The 18,820-nt window shown below is 47.4% G+C and carries 13 protein-coding genes; 10 read left to right on the forward strand and 3 right to left on the reverse strand.

All coding sequences use genetic code 11. The annotated features are described in order from the left end of the window. Window positions 1–99: 99 nt before the first annotated feature. The 6 genes from G493_RS0117085 (at window position 100) to G493_RS0117115 (ending at window position 6,693) form a co-directional block, all read left to right on the forward strand. A complete protein-coding gene (locus tag G493_RS0117085; protein ID WP_028581388.1) occupies window positions 100–1,335 on the forward strand; it encodes an ABC transporter substrate-binding protein in 1,236 nt (411 codons plus the stop codon). Between the two features lie 305 nt (window positions 1,336–1,640). Beyond that, complete coding sequence (locus tag G493_RS0117090; RefSeq protein WP_028581389.1) at window positions 1,641–2,528, forward strand: branched-chain amino acid ABC transporter permease; 888 nt, start codon at window positions 1,641–1,643, stop codon at window positions 2,526–2,528. Window positions 2,529–2,560: 32 nt separating this feature from the next. Continuing rightward, window positions 2,561–3,565: a branched-chain amino acid ABC transporter permease gene (locus tag G493_RS29785; protein WP_035274947.1), complete on the forward strand. Its 1,005-nt coding sequence runs from the start codon at window positions 2,561–2,563 to the stop codon at window positions 3,563–3,565. 3 nt (window positions 3,566–3,568) lie between these two features. Then, the gene (locus G493_RS0117100; protein ID WP_028581390.1) at window positions 3,569–4,294 is read left to right on the forward strand and encodes an ABC transporter ATP-binding protein; all 726 of its coding nucleotides are present in this window, start codon (window positions 3,569–3,571) and stop codon (window positions 4,292–4,294) included. Continuing rightward, a complete protein-coding gene (locus tag G493_RS0117105; protein WP_028581391.1) occupies window positions 4,281–4,991 on the forward strand; it encodes an ABC transporter ATP-binding protein in 711 nt (236 codons plus the stop codon). The genes G493_RS0117100 and G493_RS0117105 overlap by 14 nt, the downstream gene beginning before the upstream one ends. A gap of 274 nt (window positions 4,992–5,265) precedes the next feature. Further along, a complete protein-coding gene (locus G493_RS0117115; RefSeq protein ID WP_028581392.1) occupies window positions 5,266–6,693 on the forward strand; it encodes an aldehyde dehydrogenase family protein in 1,428 nt (475 codons plus the stop codon). A gap of 349 nt (window positions 6,694–7,042) precedes the next feature. Here G493_RS0117115 and G493_RS0117120 read toward each other — a convergent pair whose 3' ends face one another. From G493_RS0117120 to G493_RS29795, 3 genes are all read right to left on the reverse strand, one after another. Next, window positions 7,043–7,843: an ABC transporter permease gene (locus G493_RS0117120; protein WP_028581393.1), complete on the reverse strand. Its 801-nt coding sequence runs from the start codon at window positions 7,841–7,843 to the stop codon at window positions 7,043–7,045. Next, a complete protein-coding gene (locus G493_RS29790; RefSeq protein ID WP_161629847.1) occupies window positions 7,825–8,727 on the reverse strand; it encodes an ABC transporter ATP-binding protein in 903 nt (300 codons plus the stop codon). Before G493_RS29790 ends, G493_RS0117120 begins: the two co-directional genes overlap by 19 nt. A 101-nt stretch (window positions 8,728–8,828) precedes the next feature. Continuing rightward, a complete protein-coding gene (locus tag G493_RS29795; protein ID WP_153306566.1) occupies window positions 8,829–9,572 on the reverse strand; it encodes a tyrosine-protein phosphatase in 744 nt (247 codons plus the stop codon). Window positions 9,573–10,258: 686 nt separating this feature from the next. On the opposite strand from G493_RS29795, the gene G493_RS29800 reads away from it, so the two are divergent. From G493_RS29800 to G493_RS29805, 4 genes are all read left to right on the forward strand, one after another. Next, window positions 10,259–12,490, forward strand: a complete 2,232-nt coding sequence (locus G493_RS29800) for a hybrid sensor histidine kinase/response regulator (RefSeq protein WP_051309429.1) — start codon at window positions 10,259–10,261, stop codon at window positions 12,488–12,490. Between the two features lie 567 nt (window positions 12,491–13,057). Next, window positions 13,058–13,462: a desulfoferrodoxin family protein gene (locus tag G493_RS0117140; protein ID WP_028581395.1), complete on the forward strand. Its 405-nt coding sequence runs from the start codon at window positions 13,058–13,060 to the stop codon at window positions 13,460–13,462. An 840-nt stretch (window positions 13,463–14,302) separates the two neighbouring features. Then, entirely contained in the window at window positions 14,303–17,059 is a 2,757-nt protein-coding gene (locus tag G493_RS0117145; RefSeq protein ID WP_161629848.1) for an alpha-amylase family glycosyl hydrolase, read from the forward strand. Between the two features lie 314 nt (window positions 17,060–17,373). After that, on the forward strand, window positions 17,374–18,282 hold the full coding sequence (locus G493_RS29805; RefSeq protein ID WP_051309433.1) for a metallophosphoesterase: 909 nt from the start codon (window positions 17,374–17,376) through the stop codon (window positions 18,280–18,282). Window positions 18,283–18,820: the final 538 nt, after the last annotated feature.

Genomic DNA, 18,820 nt, shown 5'->3' on the forward strand with positions numbered 1-18,820 from the left:
GCATACTACTTGATACTGTCATCTGTGAATTAGCAGAAGTACACCTCTTTGGTGTGCTGCATCCGCCATCAGGCTAAAATCCACGTAGTAGAGGATAGTATGAAAGTACTCACCAGATGTGCAGTTCCCGTCTTTGCTCTCTCCCTTGCCCTGACATCGCTGGGCAGTGCCAGGGCGCAAACAGTCAAAATCGGTAATATCATCCCCCTTTCAGGTCCCTCAGCAACCGTCGGCCAGCAGGGTAAGGCTGCCAGAGAAATGGCCATTGAAGAAATCAATGCTGCTGGTGGAATCAAATCCCTAGGCGGCGCCAAACTTGAGCTGCTTTATGCGGATTCAGAGTCCAAACCGGAAAAAGGCGTGGCCGAGGCTGAACGACTTATCAACACTGAAAAAGTGAATATTTTGACCGGGTGCTGGAACAGTGCTGTTACCTATCCTACCACTGCGGTTGCCGAACGTTACGGCATCCCCTTTATCGTTCCGGTTTCTGTTTCAGATAAAATTACGGATCAGGGTTTTAAGAATATTTTCCGCATAGCTGCCAAAGATTCCTGGTGGGCTCGTGATCAGTTCAGTTTTCTTAAGGATATCCAGGATGAATTTGATGTAAAGGTTAAAAAAATCGCCTTTGTTTACGAGAACGGCGACTGGGGTAAAGGATTTGCCAATCAGTGGAAGAAGCTGGCTGAGGAAGCCGGTTATGAAATAGTGCTTGATGAACCTTACCCTTCAACAGCCACTGATTTAAGCCCTGTGGTACAAAAAATTCGCCGCAGCCGCCCGGATGTGCTGATGCTGACCTCCAATGCTGCAGATGCCATTCTGCTTACCAACACAATTGCCGAGTATAAAGTAAAGCTAAAGGCGATCATCACCAGTGGCGGTGGTCATGCCGACCCATCTTTCCTCTCCACAGTTGGAGAGAATGCCAAATATCTGTTCGACATTGTTGAATGGGAAACAGACATCAACAAACCACGCGCAGCTGAAGTCAATGCAAAATACAAAGAAAAATTCGGCATGAACCTTACCGGGGAAGCCGTGGATGCCTATGTGGCCATGTATGTTCTGAAAGATGCTCTGGAACGTGCAGGCTCTCTTGATCCTGAAAAAATCAGAGAGGCCCTTGCCGCTACCAGCCTCAGCGATGGCCCTGGTATGATCGTGGGATACGATGCAGTGAAGTTCGATGCCACCGGCCAGAACACTGAAGCTTCCATGGTAATGGTGCAGATCAATGACATCGGAAATGGGCTGGAGCGCATCTCTATCTGGCCAAAAGCAGCCCGCCGCGCCGGATATACCCCTGTATTTCCGATGCCTAATAAATAATTGATTCCACATATTCATGATGGATACGATTTCCGTATTCATCATGAATGTATTTTAAGCTGATGCTGCCGCTGCATGAGCCAGAAACTGGCTTTATCGCCCCAGCTCGTAACTACTGATAAGGGAAGTGACCACGTTTGGCAACTTCCCTGCATTTGTAACTACTTACAGGGTGCCTGAAGTTTTCGCAAGCAGGCTGGCGCAGCGTGGCTGGTCATACGTAAGCCAGGATGATCGTGGAAAGATCAGGCGAGCTGTAAACAGTTACCCCAGCTCTTTTGTCCAGCTCTTCAAGGGAGGTTAGAATGTTGTACGTACTTGAGGATACCATTAATGGTATCCTTATGGGATCCATTTATGGTTTGACCGCCATGGGATTGACCATCATTTTTGGTGTGCTCAAGGTCATCAATTTCGCTCACGGCTCTTTATTGATGGTTGGCATGTATGTCAGCTACTGGGCCATACGGCTCACCGGAGTACATCCTTACGTTGCCCTGATACTTGTAATTCCGATCATGTTTATCTTCGGGTATTCCCTGCAAAAGATAATAATCAGGCCTATCTTCATTGCAGAGAAAAACGTCAGGGAGCCTGTTACTGTTATTATTGTTACGACTGGTATCTGGTACATCCTTGACAATCTGACTCTGCTGTTATTCGGCCCCCAATATCGTTCCCTGGGCAATAATCCCCTGCAGGGGAAGATGTTGGAACTGGGCGAAATGTTTATCTCCATGCCTAAACTTTACGGCTTTGTTACTGCACTGGTTACGGCGGCGGCAGTCCACTGGTTCATGCATAAGACAGTCATGGGCAGGGCGATACGCGCAACCAGTATGGATCGTGAAGCAGCCAGCCTCATGGGAATAGACCAGTACAAAATATATAACGTCGCTTTTGGTATTGGCGCTGCCACTACAGGTATTGCGGCTGTCACACTGATACCATTTTACAACGTCTTTCCCACAGTGGGCGTTCTTTTTGACATCAAAGGTTTCATTATTGTTGTTCTGGGTGGTCTCGGTTCCATCACCGGGGCTCTGGTCGGTGGCGTGATCATTGGCCTGATAGAGTCTGTTGGTCCTCAATTCATGACAGCAACATGGACCGAAGCTATAGTCTACGGCTTGTTTCTTGTAGTACTTTTTGTCAAACCCTCCGGACTCTTTGGCCAGAAGCATGACTGGTAACCAGATACACCCCATTGCTCAAGGAATACGTAATGAACAGCCAACATATAAATAAAATCGCACTGCTGGGGGTACTTGCCCTGGCTTTTGCCCTGCCCCTGGTGGTCCGCAGCGCAACATATCTTCATATTTTAGTCCTTCTCTTTTTTTACGCCTACCTGACCACGAGCTGGAATATTGTGGGTGGCTTTGCTGGTGTGCTTCCTTTAGGACACGCTGCATTTGTAGGCATTGGCGCTTATACCTCAACAGTACTTTCTCTCCAATATGGAATAAGCCCATGGATCGGTATGGTTGTGGGAGGCGTACTGGCCATGATCGCCGGTATTATCATCGGTCTGCCAACCCTGAAAATGCGAGGCGCATATTTTGCTCTGGCAACCATAGCCTTTGCCGAAGGTTTAAGGGTCATGGTGGAAAATATCGATTATCTTGGGCCACTGAAAATCAATGGCCCCAGGGGCCTGCAGATTCCACCGCTTGAGACTGGATTCAGCCATTTTATGTTCGCCACCAAAGAGCCTTATTATTACATCATTCTTATTATGCTGCTTCTAGTCATGTTGCTTACGTATATGGTCAGCCGCAGCAAACTTGGCTACTACCTGGTTGCCGGTGGTGAAGAACCTGAAGCAGCCATGGCCCTTGGGGTGAACGTTGCCCGAGCCCGCCTGATCGCCATGGCTGTAAGTTCTTTTCTAACAGCACTGGCTGGAACGTTTTACGCCCAATTTTCCCTCTATATCCACCCCAAATCGATCATTTCACTGGACATGTCCTTTGAAATAGCATTTATCGCCCTCATCGGTGGTCGTGGTTCCATTGTCGGTCCAATCCTGGGGGCACTGCTGCTCAGACCTGTGAGCGATTTCTGTCGTATCTACTTTGGCGATAGCCTTCCAGGATTACATCTGATCATCTTCGGCCTGGTCTTGATTCTGGTGATGCTCTACCAACCCAGAGGACTACAGGAGCCTATCAGTCGTCTGTATCAGCGCATTATAAACCGCCCACAGCCAGCCACATCAGGGAGTTAAGTTATGGCACTGCTACAAGTAGAAAAAATGACAAAGGAGTTTGGCGGTCTGCGTGCAGTTGACTCACTTGACTTGACCATTGAACCTGGCCAGATTTTCGGGCTTATCGGCCCGAACGGAGCAGGAAAATCAACAGCCTTTAACTGCATTGCAGGTGCGTTTGCTCCAACATCGGGAAAGATCACCTTTGATGGAGAAGTCATCAATGGAGAAAAGCCCTGGAACCTTTGTAAATCAGGGCTCGCACGTACCTTTCAGATAGTGAAACCATTTGCCAGCAAAGATGTGCTGTACAATGTAACTGTAGCCAGCTTCAGTACCACCAACAGCCGCAAACATGCTGAAGAAAAGGCCATGGCAGTGTTGGAGTCCCTGAACTTTGCCGATAAAAAAAACGTACTCGCAGGCAACCTGACCATTGCCGACAGAAAACGCCTGGAAATAGCTAAAGCATTGGCCACGGAACCAAAACTGCTGTTGCTGGATGAAGTCATGGCAGGCCTGCGTCCCAATGAAGTTGATGAGATGGTCTCAATTTTCCAGGATCTGCGAAAACAGGGTATAACCATCTTTATCATCGAACATATCATGCGGGCTATTATGGCGCTCTCTGATCATATTGTAGTTATCCAGTTCGGAAAAAAGATTGCAGAAGGCAGCCCGGCAGAAATTGCCAATGATGAACGTGTAATCAAAGCATATCTGGGAGATGATTATGTCGTTGCTTGATATTCACAATCTAAACGCATCCTATGGGGATGTGCAGGTAATATTTGATCTCTCCCTCAAAGTCAATCAGGGTGAAGTGGTAAGCATCATTGGCGGAAATGGCGCTGGGAAATCTACTCTGTTGCGCGTGATTTCCGGTTTGCTGCCTGCCAGCGGCGGTCAAATTATCTTTGAGGAGAAGGAAATTCAAAAAGACCTGCCTGAAAATATCGTTGCCCAGGGAATAGTTCACGTTCCCGAAGGCCGTCGCCTTTTTCCGCTCATGTCTGTGAAAGATAATCTCATGGTGGGGGCGTATAATAAACGTGCCAGGGAGGAAAGTGAACAGACCCTACAGGAGGTGTACAGCTTACTGCCAAGGCTGGAAGAACGCGAAGATCAGCTGGCCATGACATTATCCGGCGGTGAGCAGCAGATGGTTGCCATTGGCCGAGGCCTCATGGCAAAGCCCCACATCCTTATGCTGGATGAACCGTCGCTTGGACTGGCGCCCCTGCTCATTAAAGACATTTTTGAAACTGTACGCAAAATTGCCGACCAGGGAATGACCGTACTCATGGTTGAACAGGATGTGCGGCATTCACTAAGCTTAAGTGACCGCGGCTATGTTCTGGAACATGGAAGGGTTGTTATGGAAGGACAGGCAGACCAGATGATCGACGACCCTCACATACGTGAAGCGTATCTGGGTATGTAGTGGCTAGAGACAATAAATAATTTGAAAAAATAGCTGTAACAGGATCAGCGGAATCCCTATGTTTTTTATAGAAAACAAGGTAGTGTTGACTTGTCAGTTTACCTCTTCAAATATTGAAGACTGGCTGTTTCCTCGGAAACAACTGCATTGTCGGCAAAACTTTTTTTATAGCAGCAGGTATATTCCCCGTTTTTGACAACAACTCTTTCTGTTTTGTCCAATGGCCTGACTGCTGTTCATCACATGTAACATCAGGGGAAAAGAGAGGAAAAAAGTGATAAAAGCATATCAAACCTATGTTGATGGCCAGTGGCTCGACACAGATAAGACCATGGAGGTTGTCAATAAGTTTACAGGAGAAGCTTTTGCGTCAGTACCTCTGGCAGATTCAGTGCTCACTGAAAAAGCCATTGCCAGTGCAAAAGAGGCATTCCAGAGTTTTCGAAAAGCACCTGCCCATGCCCGGGCTGCGATTCTGGATAAAACCGCAGAATTACTGCTGGCAAGGCAAGACGAAATAGTAGATATTCTCTGCAAAGAAGCCGGAAAAGCCTATAAATTTTCTGTTAACGAGGTACAGCGCAGTGCTGAAACCTTTAAATTTGCGGCAGAGGAAGCTAAACGCCTGCATGGAGAAACCATTCCTGTTGATGCAAGCCGATTTGGTGAAAACAGGTTTGGTTACTTCATTCGTGAACCTATTGGGGTTATCGGAGCAATTACCCCCTTCAATTTCCCCCTGAACCTGGTCGCTCATAAACTGGCCCCTGCCATTGCAGCTGGTAATACAGTTGTACTCAAACCAGCTTCTGTCACACCGGTGTCTTCCATCATACTGGCAGAAATACTCGAACAGGCAGGCCTGCCCAAAGGGGTTGTAAACGTGGTTATCGGCCCAGGCAGGGAAGTTGGGGATGCCATTGTAGTCCATCCTGACTGTAAAAAAGTCACCTTTACCGGCTCACCTGCTGTTGGCGATCAGATAATTAAAAAAGCAGGGATTAAAAAAGTTACCCTGGAATTGGGCAACAACTCCGCCACCATCATCGAAGCTGATGCAGACCTGGAAAAAGCTGCTGAACGTTGTGTGGTCAGCGCTTTTGCCAACTCCGGACAGGTATGCATTTCCCTACAGCGTATTTATGTGAACGCAGCCTGCGTCGAAACCTTCAGCAAGCTCTTTGTGGAAAAGGTGAAAGCTCTGCAGGTGGGAGATCCCCTGGAGACATCATGCGATATCGGCCCGCTGATTGACGACAAAGAGGTTGAACGTATTGATTCCTGGGTCAAGGAGGCGGTACAGCAGGGAGCCGTGATCGCCACAGGCGGCAAAGCAGAAGGTCGTGTCTATCTTCCAACAGTGCTTACCAATGTGACGGAAGATATGAAAATTATGTGTATGGAAACCTTTGCACCTGTTGTTTCCATTGTTGCATACAATGACTTTGACGAAGTAATCAACCTGGTTAACAATTCTGAATTTGGGCTCCAGGCAGGCATCTACACCAATGATATCAACAAGGCACTCCAGGCTGTGGATGACCTGGAGGTTGGCGGTGTAATGATCAATGATACGGCCACATACAGAGTAGACCATCTTCCCTATGGAGGCAATAAGCTCTCCGGTCTTGGCCGTGAAGGTGTTCGCTTTGCCATGGAAGACATGACCAACATCAAGATGGTTATGATTAATCGCAATTAGGTAACAATCATTCTTTAATCTTATTATCCATGTTCCAGTGGATACTATCGACCGTAGATGCTCGAGCATTCACATTGAGCATCTACGGCTCCTCTGACATGCGGTCATGCACCCTATATATAATCGCTACAGACACTGCTCCCCTTTCTACCCATAAAAAAAAATTGGCTTGATGAAACAGACCCCATGGCATATACCTAACTGGCTCAACTCTATCATCTCATGGGTGACAATACCAAGGCCGTCAAGGCTCGTCATAAGGCCGAGCAATGGATATCGCATGAACAGGAGAAAATCACCCGCAAGCCATAGACCTTGTTTCCCATGACTTCCGCTTAACCCCACCTGATCAGTAATGGAGCAACGACCCTTGCCGCCTGGCTATCTGTAATCCATAGTGAAAAGAGACTAAGCCACCTGTAAGGCACAACACAGCAAATCCGCAAAGAATCAACAACTCCCATCGGATTGCATCAACTCCAGCACCATTCAGCATAAGCTGGCGCAATCCCCTAAGGCTGTGGGTAATGGGGAGAATCTGTGAAATCCATTGCAGCCATCCGGGCAAAACCTCCGTAGGATACATGACCCCCCCAAACAGACTGGCTAAGGAACCAATCGCCCAACTGACCGGACTATTCTGCTTTAACAAAAGTACAAAGGTGGCTGAAAAAAGGCCAATACCCAAAAAACTTAACAGGGTCAACAATACCAGAGCAACAATAAGGAAAGGATGAGTCCAGTGAAATACTGCTCCGAACAACGTGCCCAGTCCCAGATAAAAAAGAGCGCGAAAACAGGAAAAAGCAAAAGGATACAGAGAAGAATACAGCAAAATAGCAGAAGGAGAAACCGGTGTGATCAGAAGAGCCTCTATGGTTCCCAGTGTCTGGCCCTTACGAATTTCTTCCCCCATGCTGGAAACGATAACTAGAAGAATATCCGTTAAAGCCAATCCAAGCAGGACAAAAGCAAAATAATCTCCGCCATATGGCTGCAGCAGTTGTTCCTGAGGATGTATAATCTTACCCATAAAGAAGAAAAGCACTGTGGTAATGCACAGTGTTGCGATTTGCGCAGGAAGCCGCAGGGGGTAACTGAGGTCGACCCGGATATCCCTGAGTAAAAAATTCAGTGCCTGGTGCAGCATGATTCCCCTTCCTTCTCTGTGATTCTCTCAAAAAAGTCCTCAAGATGTAAAACTTTACTGGTGCACCCATACACCTGGACCCGGTTTTCCACAAGCTGTTGCAGAAACCTTGGAATATCCTTTTCTGCACACTGGAGCCGGATTATTTGTCTGTTATTTTCTTCAATACAAACAGGTTGTTCTTCCCCCTTTGGCATCGTCAAGATTCCGGGGCGATACCCAATAACTTCAAGCTGAAAGATAGAAATGGTATCGCCCATCCCTATCAAGTCTTGTTTGGACAGATCAGCAAGAATTCTCCCCTGATGAAGAATGACTACACGATCGCACACTTCCTGGGCTTCATGCAGGTTGTGGGTGCACCAGAGTGCTGCCATTCTCTCACTGTTGACAAGCCTGGTTCGGATCAGGTTGCGAAGCTTTCTGGCAGCCACGATATCGATGTTGGAGGTGGGTTCATCCAGCAGCAGAATCTTTGGTGAGGCAAGAAGGGCCCTGGCAAGGGATACTTTTTGTTTCTGACCACTTGAACAGCGATCAAACCGTTGTTTCCCCAGGTCCGCAAGGCCGACCAATGAAAGCACGTTGTCCACCCGAACAGATGCGTTTTTTCCCTGTAACCCATACAAAGAAGCGAAAAAAAGAAGGTTTTTGCGCACAGACAGGCGCCAGTAGAAACTGCGTTCATTGGTATTCACCAGGCCAACCGATTGTCTAATCAGCCTGTCGTGTGTACGTATATCACGACCAAGAATACGGGCATCTCCGCTGTCCGGCTCCAGCAGCCCGGCCAGTATCTTTATGAGGGTTGTTTTTCCGGCTCCATTCAACCCAAGCAGACAACAGATTTCCCCTTGGTTGAAACCAAATGAGACGTCCTGCAAAGCAGGTTTCCGTGAAATTGCAGCAGGCCTCCAGAGCTCCCGTAAGGAGAGCGGGTAATATTTGCAGAGATTCGTGACTTGGACAGCCCCGTTTGCATTCTTCATCGCTCAAAGGACATATTGGCAATTATTTTCATGGGATTAGTGAACACGAGTTTGCGCGCCTGTTCCTCACCAATAATAGTGGAAGCACCTTTAATCCCTTGTGACAAAAGAGGCTTGCGGTACTTTGTGGAATGCCCGTCAGAGGCTAACACGTCAACGACACCTTTTTTCAGGAGGTAGTGCGCACATTTCTTTGCACCTCTCCCAAATTCACCTACAACACTGCCGGCTGTAACCTGGACGAAAATGCCGTCATCCAGTAATTCCAGTAACAGGTCAGGGTTGGACTTGATAGATGGATTACGCTCAGGATGGGTAATAATCGGCTTCATTCCGTGTATTCGAAATTGAAACAGTATATTTTTCGCTGTTGCAGGAAGATGCGTATGGGGAAACTCTACCAGGATATAATCTGTCTCATTGATAGTGAATTGATTCACCTGCTGAGGTGCAAAAACTGTATTCACATCCGCACCTGTCAGCAGGGTGAGAGGAATGTTCTCCTTACGTATCAGGTGCCGCAACCAGGATGCCCTGCGGCTTATTTCAGCAGGGTCATAGAGCTTTTCGTTTACATGCGGAGTTGCGACAATTACATCCACCCCATCCTCTGCAGCCATCCTGGCCATGGCCACAGATTCTTCAAAAGTGCGGGGTCCATCATCTATATCAGGCAATATATGGCAGTGAATATCAATCATTGTTCCGGGTGAAAAATCTCCGGCTGATACCAGATTCAAATAAAAGACAGCAGGTTACCCCTAAACCTAAACATACTTTGACGATATACACCGCTTGTTTTTATAAAAAATTAATATATTTGTCTACCTGAGCAAGGCAAAATAAGAAGAGCCTATGCCTATGACCGATTACTTGCTCCTTCAGATTCGTTCAGACAGATCCTCTTATAGGATGGCCCAGAGGGGACCAAATGTAGACTGGTGGGTTGTTTACATTGATACAAACTGCTACTGTTGCTCATAGAAGATATATTCCTCTCGAGGAGTCTGTCGGAGCATTGCTATTTTTTCTCAGTTTAAGGCGTTTTCAGGCAATCAAGCACAACCATCTAGATACCCAGGACCAATATAAAAATTGGGTTCTGGTTTGATACGGAGGATGAAAATTGCCGTTGGGAACCCGAGTGGCGCATTCCATGTCTTTCTGCTTCATTGTTGTCGTTGTTCTCAGAAAAACGTTATTAGTCTTTCGTGATATCTGGTTCTACACGACCTTACTCGGCCTATTTGCAAGAAGAAAAATTTGGGAAATACTATTGTGCTAATATTTTTCTAACCAACCGGTAATATCATGTAGCATTAATTTGTACTTGAAACGGGCACAGTGAGGCATACACGCTGAAACAACATGACGCAGCGTTGTTCTCCAAACGGTACCCAGCTCAATAAAGCAATATCACTGGCATATGATAAACCTTAAAGTAGTATTAACCGGTCAGCGACTACCCGCTTTGGTTGCTGCAGCATCTTTTTTTGTACTTGTCTCGACAGTTTTTCTGTTTTGGGTACGGGGGCAGATCAACCAGTATATCTACAATACCATCGACAGACAGCTCCTTATTGCCGCCGAAAGTATCAGCCTCATACTGCCCCATGACTATCACATGCGGGCAAAAACACCTGATGCCATCTCTCTTACCGAATACCGGTCGATAGAGACAAAACTGACGCAATTGGCACAGGTATCTGGGGCCAAATATATCTGGACAGACATTCTTATTAACGACACGGTGTACCTCACAGCATGCAACAAAACCTCTGGCCCAAATCATCCAGATGCAAAAATTCATTATTTCATGCCCTATAAAAACGGCGTTTCAGAGGCTCAGATGGAAGCCTTTACAGGCGATGTCCCCGTCTATGCCACTTTTAAAGACATCTGGGGGATGTTTCGGGCTATTTTCATTCCCATCAGCAATCCAGACGGCTCCAAGTACCTGGCTTGTGCTGAATTCACTGTTGATTATGTTGAAATGGTGATTGAGAGAAGCAACCTGTTTTTCCTGATCGGCTTTCTGGCCTTTCTGACTGGAATTTTTCCGTTCTGTTTTCTCTATATTACGGAATCAAGAAATAACAGTAGGTTACTCGAACTCAAGAATTCCCAATTACGGCACAGCAAAGAAAATCTGAAGGCAACTCTTCAATCCATAGGAGATGGTGTTATCGTTACCGATGAACGCGGGATAGTCCGCGACATGAATCCTATGGCAGAAAAACTCTCCGGGTGGCAGCTTGCAGATGCCGTTGGCCAAATGCATGACACTGTTTTTCAGTTTGTATCAACCGAAAAGCAGATTGAAATACCGAACCAGATCGATACAGTACTCTTCTCAGGAAAAATAGTTGCAGAAGACAGGGATATCAGCCTGGTCACCAAGGATAAGCAACAGATCGAGGTTATTACCAATGCCGCCCCAATCAGGGGTGAAGAAGCAGAAAGTGTTATCGGTGTTATTCTGGTTATACGAGATGTAACAGAACGTAACCAGATGGAAGAGAAGATGAATGCGAGTCGTAAAATGGAAGCCATCGGCCTGCTCGCAGGCGGCATTGCCCACGACTTTAATAATATGCTGGGAGGGATTATAGGAGCCACGGAATTGCTGGAGCAGCACCTGCCAGATAACACCAATGCAAAAAAAATGCATCGGGTCATCCTCGACTCAGCCATTCGGGCAGCAGACCTCACCAGGAAACTACTCGCCTTTTCACGTCAATCGGCGAAAGTCTCAACAACCATCAGCCTGCATGACATTATACAAGAGACTGTAATTCTGTTAAAGAGCAGTATTGACAGACGGATAACAATTGAAACCCACCTTGACGCAGCACACAATAACCTTGTCGGCGACCCCTCACTTTTACAGAACTCCTTTTTGAATCTCTGCATTAACGCATCACATGCAATGCCAAAAGGAGGCTTGCTCAATATCAGCACCAAGGAAATTCTGCTCGACACATTTTACTGCGAATCGACAACCTTTGATCTTGCACCAGGAAGATTTATCGAGTTGGAGGTCAGTGACAACGGTTGCGGTATTTCCCGTGAAAACCTGAACCGGATATTTGATCCTTTTTTTACAACAAAAAAACAAGGTGAAGGAACCGGCCTTGGCCTTGCTTCTGTATACGGAACCGTAAAACAACACGGGGGCGCTATTTCAGTGCATAGTACAGTGGGGCAAGGAACCTCTTTCAGGCTTCTTTTTCCGCTAACGGAAGATGAGACTGTCAGACCGGTTACGATAAACATTCAATTCGGTAGCGGCTGTGTCCTGGTTGTTGATGATGAGGTTATCATGCGCGACACCGCCAGGTCTATTCTGGAAAAACTCGGCTACAAGGTGCTAATGGCTGAAAATGGACAAAAAGCTATGGAAATATTTGCCGTTGAACATGCAAATATCGATGCGGTACTGCTTGATATGGTTATGCCGGTTATGAATGGCCGCGATTGCTTTAAACATTTGAGACGCATTGATCCGGATGTAAAGGTGATATTGTCCTCAGGTTTTTCAAGGGAAGAGGACTTTCTGGAGATGAAGCTCACCGGGCTTGCAGGATTTATTAAAAAGCCCTATTTAATGGTGGAACTCAGCCAGGTTGTTCATCAAGCTTTGCATCAAATAACCTGATTCAGAGCTGACATGTTGCAAACAAACCAAAATACTCGAGGTACGGCTAAGCACCAAAAAATTGTCCGCTTTCGCCAGGAATAGAGAAAAATATGTAACATTGCATTTTCTTTTGTAGAAACAATAACTTTTATCAGGTAAGATTTACCGTGCTGATACGCTACCGCGACATCAACTATTACAATGCTGTCAGGGAGCTATCCGGGAATGTCCTTTCTCCGCAGCTCGGTGTTATGTTAGAATAACAATGCTCGCAGTATTTCGAATATGATTGTGCGTCTTTGTCTCAGGGTCACGGAAAAAATAATTATCCAATCTTGCTTGTCTCTCAACTCGGCAACGTCGTCGCGCCAATGGCTCAATACGGCCAGTATGGAAAGATTGAGGCGACGACGTTACCAAACCGATATCCTACGCAATTTTTGGATAGTTAGTATTTTCCGCGACCCTTCAATTCCTTGACCGGAGAAAAATCTTATTCTCGGCTAACCTATCAGTTCAACATATCCAGCAGACAGCGATTTCATGCTGTTAATTTCCGTTAACACTTCAAAGAGAGGTCCAGCCATGCAAGATCGACGAAATTTTCTAAAAACAGCTGCAGCAGTCTCCTTGGTAACTATTGCGGGATCTTCCGCTTCTTTTGCCAGTGAAAATGGGAAGTACACCAACATTATCTTCACCGAAAAGAATACAGGGAAATGGGCTGGCAAAGAAAAGTCTCATGTCCCTCAGGTTACAGTGACTGGCAATAAGGTTACAGTGGTAACCCCGCATCCGATGTCCAAGGCGCATTTCATTGTAAGACATACACTTGTACTCGAAGATGGAACTTTCGTGGGTGCAAAGACCTTTAGCGCCGATGATAAGCCTGAATCAAACTATGAACTGCCTATGGATTACAAGGGTAAAATCATTGTCACCAGCTTTTGCAATCTCCACGATTTGTGGATTGCCGAGACTATGATCTAAGCAAATTACCGGGAGGCTGTCCAGAAATGGATTTTTTATCCCGTAACTGTTTTATCTTCAAAATGTAACACTCGGAGACGAGGGTCTCGGAAAACAATAACTATCCAAAGATTACGTAGGATACCGGCTCATTTTCCAGACTGCTTCAATGATTCCCTGCCCGTATTGGTCCCATTGAAACAGTTATGAGAACGAGTTGAGAAACCAGCGAGATTGGATAATGTCTTTTTTCCGCGGCCCTCAACATAGACTCCGATATCATCTCTGTGCCTGTGGCAAATGTATGGCATCTGCCTCGGAGTCTTCTCCTCCCTGCTCTTAAACCACAATCTTCGTTTACGGATAGAGAATATACAGTGAAAAGCAAATAGATAAGGTCTCATTCTAAAACGGTAGCGAGCCATACTCTGAACCGTTTGCTGTGTCTCGGTACCAATGGTTCAGGATAATACTGAAAAGCAGTAGATACAACAGTTGGTGACATCGCGTTTGTGGTAGCGGTACGCGATATATACAACCGGCCAAGGCCAAACGATCATCCCGAGGTAAAACTTGCCTTAAGGAGGTGTCCCAATGAACAGGTTTCATGTGCTTACCCCAAAAGAAGACAGCCTGCTGTGGGTCTGGCGCGATGCGCAGCCGAATAACAGCTCACAACTTTCCTATGCGGCCCGGGACAAAGGACGCGACGCAGACGAATGCCGACTATTTGAGGCGCAGCTTGATCACCAGATCCAGGAGCCAGGCCACATTCAGCTCCACACCCGGGAATGGACCTGGAAGGACTGCGCTAAATCTCTCCCGCGTACGGATCAGCACCGTTTTCCAGATGACCTTTGGATGTCGGAGGGAGCGACACGGGTTGTGACGAAAAATCCGTTTGCAACAGCAAAAGAGAGCGTTCGCATCCATCTTATAACAGCGAAGAAGTACCGGGAAGGCAGAATTTTTATCTGGAGTCCTGGTAGCGCAGGGCGGTTGCTCTCCTCTGAGGCAAGCGACGAATATGGCCCGATTTTCGACATTTCGTTAACTGAAACGGAAAGGCACTGGTTCCTCTTTAAATTTGTAAGCAGGGCTGGCGTCTATGAACCAGACTATGCCAACCGTCTATGGGTTGCTCAGGATGGAGAAGAGATTTGGGTGCACAGCCAGGCTCCGGCAATCAGCACTGAACAGCCTGTAAGGAAGCCACTTACCATACATGCCTTTCAGCCCGGCCCCCCTGCAACCCCTCTCCTGCACCTCTGGCAGGAAGATTCGGATTTCGTTTTGGATGTCTCTGGCACTCCGGATTCTGATGGATGGATGCAGTTTGAATATCCGGTTTATACCGGACGCACATACCGGTTTATGCTACACGATCCCAACCAAGAGAAAGCTTGGGAGAGTGGTGAGGCGAAACGTAATGTTCATTTGTCCGATGATGGTGTGGCATGGACATATGATGGTGATGGCACCAGGCGCAAGCTCGGCAAAAAAGGAGTCTGGACCTTGGAGGGTGACCACGAACTGTTCGGCCATCAGCCACATGCGGAGAAAGAGGTTTGTCTTGAGATCGCGGCATGTCCCCCCAATTGCGATCTGCAAGCACCTCTGCTTCTTGATGTGTGGGTTAACCGATCCAGAGCACTACTCTATACGGGTCTGGCTGCCGATGAAGACGGGTGCTACCGATTCAAAACCTACCCCGAGGTCGTGACCTCGTTTCATTTCCGTTCGAGTGACTCAGCCGAATTCCTGGAACGCCACTTTCTCAAGGTTTCGAACGGTGAAGACTTAACACATCGTTACATTGTGCTGAATCGTGCAGACACCCTTCCTGCAAAGCCTCTGGATGACCTTTTTAGTAATCCTCCCTTTCCCATTGAGCGACCAGGTGCATGGATCGCGGACGGTCAGGTTCGGTTTGCAGTGCACTGCCCCACAGCCGCAGCGGTAGAGGTGGTAGGTGACTGGACAGACTGGGAAGCCTCCCCCCTGCCCATGCGCTCGACGGAGGATGGAACCTATTGGTGGGCCCACATTTCGGTCGCAAAACTTACTGCCGCACGCGGAGGCTCGCTCCATGGTGCATTGTATAAATTCCGACTTAATCAGGTACGCCTGGTGCAAGATCCGGCGGCGGACTGGGTGGAAAATTCGGCTCCGGAACGTGCCTCAAAACTTGTTGATCATCAGAATTTCCCCTGGTCTTCCAATGGTTGGCAGCGACCTGGATGGCAATACCTCAACATCTACCAGCTTCACCCATCGATGTTCAGCAAACGTGCCGGTCACAGCGGACTCAATGCCGTGACACACGAGATGACTGCCCCTGAGGGTTACCTTCGCAAGGTAAACGCCACAGCGATATTGTTAATGCCCACCTGTGAGTTTTCAGGGGATCACGGCTGGGGCTATAATCCTTCGTTCTTCTACTCGGTCGAGTCTGCCTACGGAGGCCCTGATGCTCTCAAACGCCTGGTCGATGCCTGTCACCAGAATGGAAAGGCCGTACTGCTGGATGTCGTCTTTAATCACGCCAGTACTTCAGACAATGTTCTGTGGAGCGTTGCCCGCGATAGCTTTTTTGATGGCGACACGGAATGGGGAGCAATGATCAACTTCGACCATCCCCAGGTAATGCATTTCTTCGAACGTAACCTTGTCCATTTCATGCAAAATTACAAGATCGACGGTTTCCGATTCGACTTCACACGGGTCATTCGTTTCGGCGATCAGTGGACCGCCCATGTAAGGCAGCCGGGTTCCGGTGGCGGTTGGAAATTCATGCAACGACTCCGTAAAGCGGTTCATAAGATAGACGGACGTTGTTTGCTGATGGCAGAAAACTTGCCTAACGATTGGGATCTCACCCATTCCTGGGGTCCCATGGACACACAATGGTGTGACGAATTCCATGATCGTCTGGTCGATGCTGTCCGGGGCTGGGACGTGATGGGTAATTTAGCCGATGCTCTTAAGATAACGCAGGCATCCGACACCCGCTGGCATGAGTCGACAAACTATGCCGAAAGTCACGATGAGGTGGGCAACGAACCAAATCGAATTAGTGCTGTGGCCGGACCAGGTCAAGGCCTGCGCCGGAGCAAGGTGGCCAGTGCAGCAACGCTCCTTGCCCGTGGTATCCCCCTGTCCTTTATGGGTGCCGAGACGGGCGAATGGCGACAGTTCCCCAAAGGGGGCGACCAAGCTCTTGATCTGGACTATTACGAACATGACACCGCAGCCTGCTGTTTACGAAACTGGTGGAATCGTCTCTCTGAGATTCGCCGCGGCAATCCGCGGCTTGAAGGCCCCTCGCCGCTTCGGGTAACCTTCGCACAGGATCGGATGCTGGCCTTCACCCGTGGGGAAGCCAATGATCTCTTCGTGCTCCTGAACTTCGGTAATTGGTCCGGGTGGCGCTCGCTTGCGGAGCTTAATCTGCCTGAAGGCGAATACAAGGAACTTGTGAACTCGACCTGGGGAGCCTATCGAATCAGTTGCGAAGGGGAAGACGAGGACTCCAATGGCGGCTGGGATGCCCGCCTTCACCGAGGCAATTCGTTGCATATCCCTGATTACGGAGCTGTAATACTGGAGAAACGTTGAACGGATAGCCTTACTGCTAGCGGAAAGGATGAGTTCCGAAAAAGGAAACTTGGTGTCAGCCTTTAAGCCTGACCTATGTCTGCCTTGCCACTGCCCGGCAAAGGCGGACATAGGTATATTTATTTGAGTCAGGGTATTGGCCATTTCAGCTTCGATCTTCCAGACTTGACCAATACCCAGTATCAGCGGCACAACCGGTGCCTGTCCATAAACGAGGATTTTCATTCGAGAGTTGGGGTGCGAAGAGTCTGATAAACCATATATCGACCGGTACCAGCCCCTCTGCATACAACAACTTAAACCAACAATCTCATATGATCTATGACATAATCGGTGATGTTCACGGCCAGGCAGATAAACTGGAAAATCTCTTTGACCTTCTCGGCTATACAATGCAAAATGGTCTATATTACCAGGCAGACCACACACCGATTTTCGTCGGTGACCTCATAGACCGCGGCCCGCAACAAAAACGGGTACTGGATATTGTCAGGCCTATGGTGACTGAAGGCATTGCACAGACTGTCATGGGTAACCATGAATATAATGCTATCTGTTATCACATCAGAAAATCGAACTCCAGCAATGGCGAATGGCTTCGACCGCACACTGAGGCAAATACCACTCAACACCAGGTATTTCTGAAAGATTTCCCTCTTGATACAGAGCATACTGTTAATACCATTGAATGGTTTACAACACTTCCGCTCTACCTTGATTTAGGTAATTTCCGCGTAATTCATGCGTGTTGGGATCAGCAAACCATCATAAAAGCGCGGCAGATAGGATGTATCAATGAAAATAACCGGCTCAACCATGAGCAACTAGAGCTCAGTGCTACCAAAGGAACTGAACAATTTTTCATCATAGAACGACTCCTTAAGGGACCGGAACTTTCAGGCGTTGAGCCATTCCTGGATAAGGATGGTATTGTACGTCATGAGGTGAGAACCCGCTGGTGGGGAGACATCAGCGTCGATTCAACATATCGAGACCTCGCCTTCTGGTATGATTCTGATAAAGTGAGTATCCCGGATATATTAGTAGATAACCACAGGCGACTTCCCAGATACACTGATAATCTTCCGGCTGTGTTCTTCGGGCATTACTGGCTGAATACAGGAGTTATACAAGTGCAGCAATCCAATGTGGCATGTCTTGACTATTCAGCAGGTAAAGCAGGGCCCTCGTGGCGTACCGATTTGATACAACTCAAGCGATGAGCACGTTACTTAGTACCAATTTTTACAGTTCATACTGACAGACTGATCGTTTGAAATACTTTCAAAATAGATTTCTTCTTATATGATAAAAAATATCCATTCTCAAAATATACCAAAAAGAAATTAACCTTTTCCGGTGGATATTCCGCATCTGGAGGCCAGATGCATGACAGCCTATTCAATCTTTTCGCTTTAGTTGGCTCTCTATATCGTGTGGTGTATCTGCTAATGTCATTTTCCACACCTCCTTATAAAAGGAGACAATATTACACAATTTATATGAAACTACCTTCTGCCCCGGACTCGAGGTAGGTTAACATCGTCTTGATTACAGGTCACAATTCTGGTTTCCTTGGTCCTTATTACTCTGATTGTCGTGGCTGGACGCTGGGGGTACTTTCAGTTTTATATCCGTAGTCTCTTTCGAGCTGACAATTCGTTGTGCCGGTGTCCAGCCGGTCATGTTAGATCCCGCGCTCTATCGCTTCAGTTCAGTTTTCGACCTCATCGTGACAATCAGAAAAGATAATGACTCTAT

The sequence above is a fragment of the Desulfogranum japonicum DSM 18378 genome (genome assembly GCF_000429945.1).
In the GTDB taxonomy this organism is placed as follows: domain Bacteria; phylum Desulfobacterota; class Desulfobulbia; order Desulfobulbales; family Desulfobulbaceae; genus Desulfogranum; species Desulfogranum japonicum.

What these genes read in the sequence shown, in the direction of transcription:
- G493_RS0117085 (WP_028581388.1), top strand. Translation starts at nt 100, where the DNA reads ATGAAAGTACTCACCAGATGTGCAGTTCCCGTCTTTGCTCTCTCCCTT.
- G493_RS0117090 (WP_028581389.1), top strand. Translation starts at nt 1,641, where the DNA reads ATGTTGTACGTACTTGAGGATACCATTAATGGTATCCTTATGGGATCC.
- G493_RS29785 (WP_035274947.1), top strand. Translation starts at nt 2,561, where the DNA reads ATGAACAGCCAACATATAAATAAAATCGCACTGCTGGGGGTACTTGCC.
- G493_RS0117100 (WP_028581390.1), top strand. Translation starts at nt 3,569, where the DNA reads ATGGCACTGCTACAAGTAGAAAAAATGACAAAGGAGTTTGGCGGTCTG.
- G493_RS0117105 (WP_028581391.1), top strand. Translation starts at nt 4,281, where the DNA reads ATGTCGTTGCTTGATATTCACAATCTAAACGCATCCTATGGGGATGTG.
- G493_RS0117120 (WP_028581393.1), bottom strand. Translation starts at nt 7,843, where the DNA reads ATGCTGCACCAGGCACTGAATTTTTTACTCAGGGATATCCGGGTCGAC.
- G493_RS29800 (WP_051309429.1), top strand. Translation starts at nt 10,259, where the DNA reads ATGATAAACCTTAAAGTAGTATTAACCGGTCAGCGACTACCCGCTTTG.
- G493_RS0117140 (WP_028581395.1), top strand. Translation starts at nt 13,058, where the DNA reads ATGCAAGATCGACGAAATTTTCTAAAAACAGCTGCAGCAGTCTCCTTG.
- G493_RS0117145 (WP_161629848.1), top strand. Translation starts at nt 14,303, where the DNA reads ATGTCGGAGGGAGCGACACGGGTTGTGACGAAAAATCCGTTTGCAACA.
- G493_RS29805 (WP_051309433.1), top strand. Translation starts at nt 17,374, where the DNA reads ATGATCTATGACATAATCGGTGATGTTCACGGCCAGGCAGATAAACTG.